Origin of the sequence: Alcanivorax sp. (assembly GCF_051117345.1) — a bacterium.
Classification (GTDB): Bacteria; Pseudomonadota; Gammaproteobacteria; order Pseudomonadales; family Alcanivoracaceae; genus Alcanivorax.
The window spans coordinates 1-2971 of sequence record NZ_JBNPEC010000039.1 but is presented as its reverse complement, the minus strand read 5'-3'; the positions used below and the strand labels follow the sequence as shown (position 1 = coordinate 2971).

Here is a 2971-nt window from a genome sequence, read left to right as displayed (position 1 = left end):
GCCGCTTCGTTGGCGCCGCCATGCAGCGGACCGCGCAAGGAGCCGATCGCACCGGTGACGCAGCTGTGCAGATCACTCAGGGTGGAAGCACAAACGCGAGCGGTGAAGGTGGAAGCGTTGAATTCGTGCTCTGCATAGAGAATCAGGGACACGTTCATGACACGCTCGTGCAGCTCGTTGGGCTTTTCGCCGCGCAGCAGGTGCAGGAAGTGGGCGCCAATGGAGTCGTCATCGGTTTCCGGATCGATCTTCACGCCATCATGGCTGAAGCGGTACCAGTAACAGATGATGCTCGGGAAGGCCGCCAACAGACGGTCGGTGGCGTCCTCCTGTTGGCTGAAATCGGTTTCCGTTTCCAGGTTACCCAACATGGAACAGCCGGTACGCATCACGTCCATAGGATGAGCGTCCTTGGGGATCTGCTCCAGGACGGTTTTCAAGGCGTCAGGCAGGCCTCGCAGGCTTTTCAGTTTGGCCTTGTAGGTGGCCAGTTGGTCCTGGGTGGGCAGCTCGCCCTTCAGAATCAGGTGTGCCACTTCTTCGAATTCACAATTCTCGGCCAGATCTTTCACATCATAGCCGCGGTAGGTCAGGCCGGAGCCACTCTTGCCTACGGTGGAGAGTGCGGTTTTGCCTGCTACCTGGCCACGCAGACCTGCGCCGCCGACTTTTTTGCCTTCTGCCATTGTTTATCTCCTTGTGAAACTAATTTTTAGCCGCCGTGGCGGAATCTGTTCTGTCGGAGCGCCTGTCGAGGCGCGAACCTCTTGCCGATCTATTCAAAGGCATGATTCGCACCTCAAGAGGTGCTCCTACATAAAATCTCTTAACCCTTGCCTTTGGCGAAGAGCGCGTCCAGCTTCTGCTCGTAATCGTGGTAGTTCAGGAAATCGTACAATTCCATACGGGTCTGCATGATGTCTACCACGTCTTTCTGGTGGCCCTGCTCGCGAATACTCTGATACACCTTCAGAGCGGCCTGGTTCATGGCACGGAAGGCACTCAACGGATACAGGATCATGTCAGCACCGGCCTCGGCCAGCTCTTCACGGGTAAACAACGGCGTGGCACCGAATTCGGTGATATTCGCCAGTAGCGGCACGTCGCCCAGACCTTCCTTGAAGGCCTTGTAATCTTCCAGGGTGTGTACCGCTTCGGCAAAGATGCCATCCGCACCGGCCTCAATGCAGGCTCTGGAGCGTTCAATCGCTGATTCCAGGCCGTCCTTCTGGAATGCATCGGTGCGGGCAATAATGAAGAAGTCATCATCTGTCTTGCCGTCAACGGCCGCCTTCACCCGGTCCACCATTTCTTCCTGGGAGACGATTTCCTTGTTTGGGCGGTGGCCACAGCGCTTCTGTGCTACCTGGTCTTCCAGGTGAACGGCGCCGGCACCTGCTTTGATCATTTCTTTCACGGTACGGGAGATATTGAATGCCCCACCCCAGCCGGTATCGATATCCACCAACAGTGGGGTTTCCACAGCACTGGAGATACGGCGCACATCTTCCAGCACATCATTCATGCTGGTCATGCCCAGATCCGGCATGCCGTAGCTGGCATTCGCCACACCACCGCCTGACAGGTAAATCGCCCGGTAGCCGGTCTGCTCTGCCATCATCGCTGCATAGGCATTGATGGTACCCATCACTTGCAACGGTTTCTCTTCAGCCAGGGCCTTGCGGAAACGTCCGCCGGCGGTGAGTTTGCTCATTTCAAATCTCCTTGTTAGGTGCTGTAGAACCGGTGTTGCTGGCTCCTACAGGGTATTGCCCTGCACGGTATATTGGTTTTCGATATTCTTGCGCGCACTACTGATATGGCGACGCATCAAAAGCTCGGCCATTTCGCCATCACGGGCCTCAATAGCTTCGACAATTCGACGATGTTCATTGAGGGCTTTCTGGGGCCGGTTGGCCACGGTGCTGAACTGGTAGCGGTACATGCGCACCAGATGATAAAGCTCGCCGATCAGGAGCTGACTGAGAGTGGCATTGTGGCTGCCCTGGATAATGCGGTAATGGAAATCCAGATCCCCTTCGCGCTGGAAATAGGCGACATCTTCTCGGAGGTCTTGCTGTTGCTCATGCTGGGCCAACACGTCATAAAGACCACGCACTTCGTCAGCGGTCATATGTTCCGCTGCGAGCCGGGCGGCCATGCCCTCCAGAGCTTCGCGAACATGATAGATTTCGATCAGGTCGTTGACGCTGAGAGATGCTACGCGAGTGCCCACATGTACCACTCTCTCAAGCAGCTTGCGGGATTCCAGACGGCGGATAGCTTCACGAAGGGGGCCACGGCTGACACCGTAGCGGCTGGCCAGCTCGGTTTCGCTGACCTTGGAACCGGGAAGGATTTCCCCGCGCACAATATCATCCTGCAACCGGGCGAAGACCCGATCTGCCAGTGTGCGTGTGTTTTCGGGTACGGAGCCCGGGGAAGCAACAGACATAAAACAGCCCGATTGTTGACAATCTGAACAACCGGGCTGGACTCTACGCCCCTAAACAGGATGTTTCAAGAGGCATTGTTGACAATTTGGCTCGAGATTATGGCGCCATGGGGTCACAAGTATTACCCGGGGCACCCGCGAAGAACTGCACCGCACCACTTCGCGTTGAGTTGAACCGACGCAGTTCCGGTACTGTCGGTTCGGCCCCAAAACCGGCAAGAAGAATGCGAGGCAGATAGTTCTCCTCTACCCAGCGGGCACGTAGTCCAATTTCAAAGTTCTCATCTGACAAGCGATACAGAGGAGCACAACTATCTTCGTCGGCCAGGTCCACACGGCCCTCTATGATGGTGTTGAAGTGTGGTATATCTGCCCTTACATCCATTCCCGGCGCCAAGCGTATTGATAAATTGGCACTATTCGGGCCACTGAATGTCCTGGTAACAAACCCAACGGTATAGGTTGTCCCACAAGAACCGCCAGAGCCTGTCGTGACAATTCCACTACCATTGATGG

Annotated in this window: 4 protein-coding genes; all 4 read right to left on the bottom strand. The window is 55.9% G+C overall.

Translation table 11 applies throughout. The features are described 5' to 3' along the window. Positions 1-686: citrate/2-methylcitrate synthase (locus ACFE0K_RS02730; protein WP_434534606.1), on the bottom strand; the 686-nt coding region annotated here is incomplete at its 3' end. A gap of 140 nt (positions 687-826) precedes the next feature. Then, positions 827-1714, bottom strand: coding sequence for a methylisocitrate lyase (gene prpB, locus ACFE0K_RS02725; protein WP_035244313.1), 888 nt, complete (start codon positions 1712-1714; stop codon positions 827-829). Between the two features lie 45 nt (positions 1715-1759). Then, entirely contained in the window at positions 1760-2455 is a 696-nt protein-coding gene (locus tag ACFE0K_RS02720) for a GntR family transcriptional regulator (RefSeq protein ID WP_434534605.1), read from the bottom strand. A gap of 97 nt (positions 2456-2552) precedes the next feature. After that, positions 2553-2971 (bottom strand): hypothetical protein (locus tag ACFE0K_RS02715; protein WP_434534604.1); only part of this gene is annotated, 419 nt, incomplete at its 5' end.

What these genes read in the sequence shown, in the direction of transcription:
- prpB (WP_035244313.1), bottom strand. Translation starts at nt 1,714, where the DNA reads ATGAGCAAACTCACCGCCGGCGGACGTTTCCGCAAGGCCCTGGCTGAA.
- ACFE0K_RS02720 (WP_434534605.1), bottom strand. Translation starts at nt 2,455, where the DNA reads ATGTCTGTTGCTTCCCCGGGCTCCGTACCCGAAAACACACGCACACTG.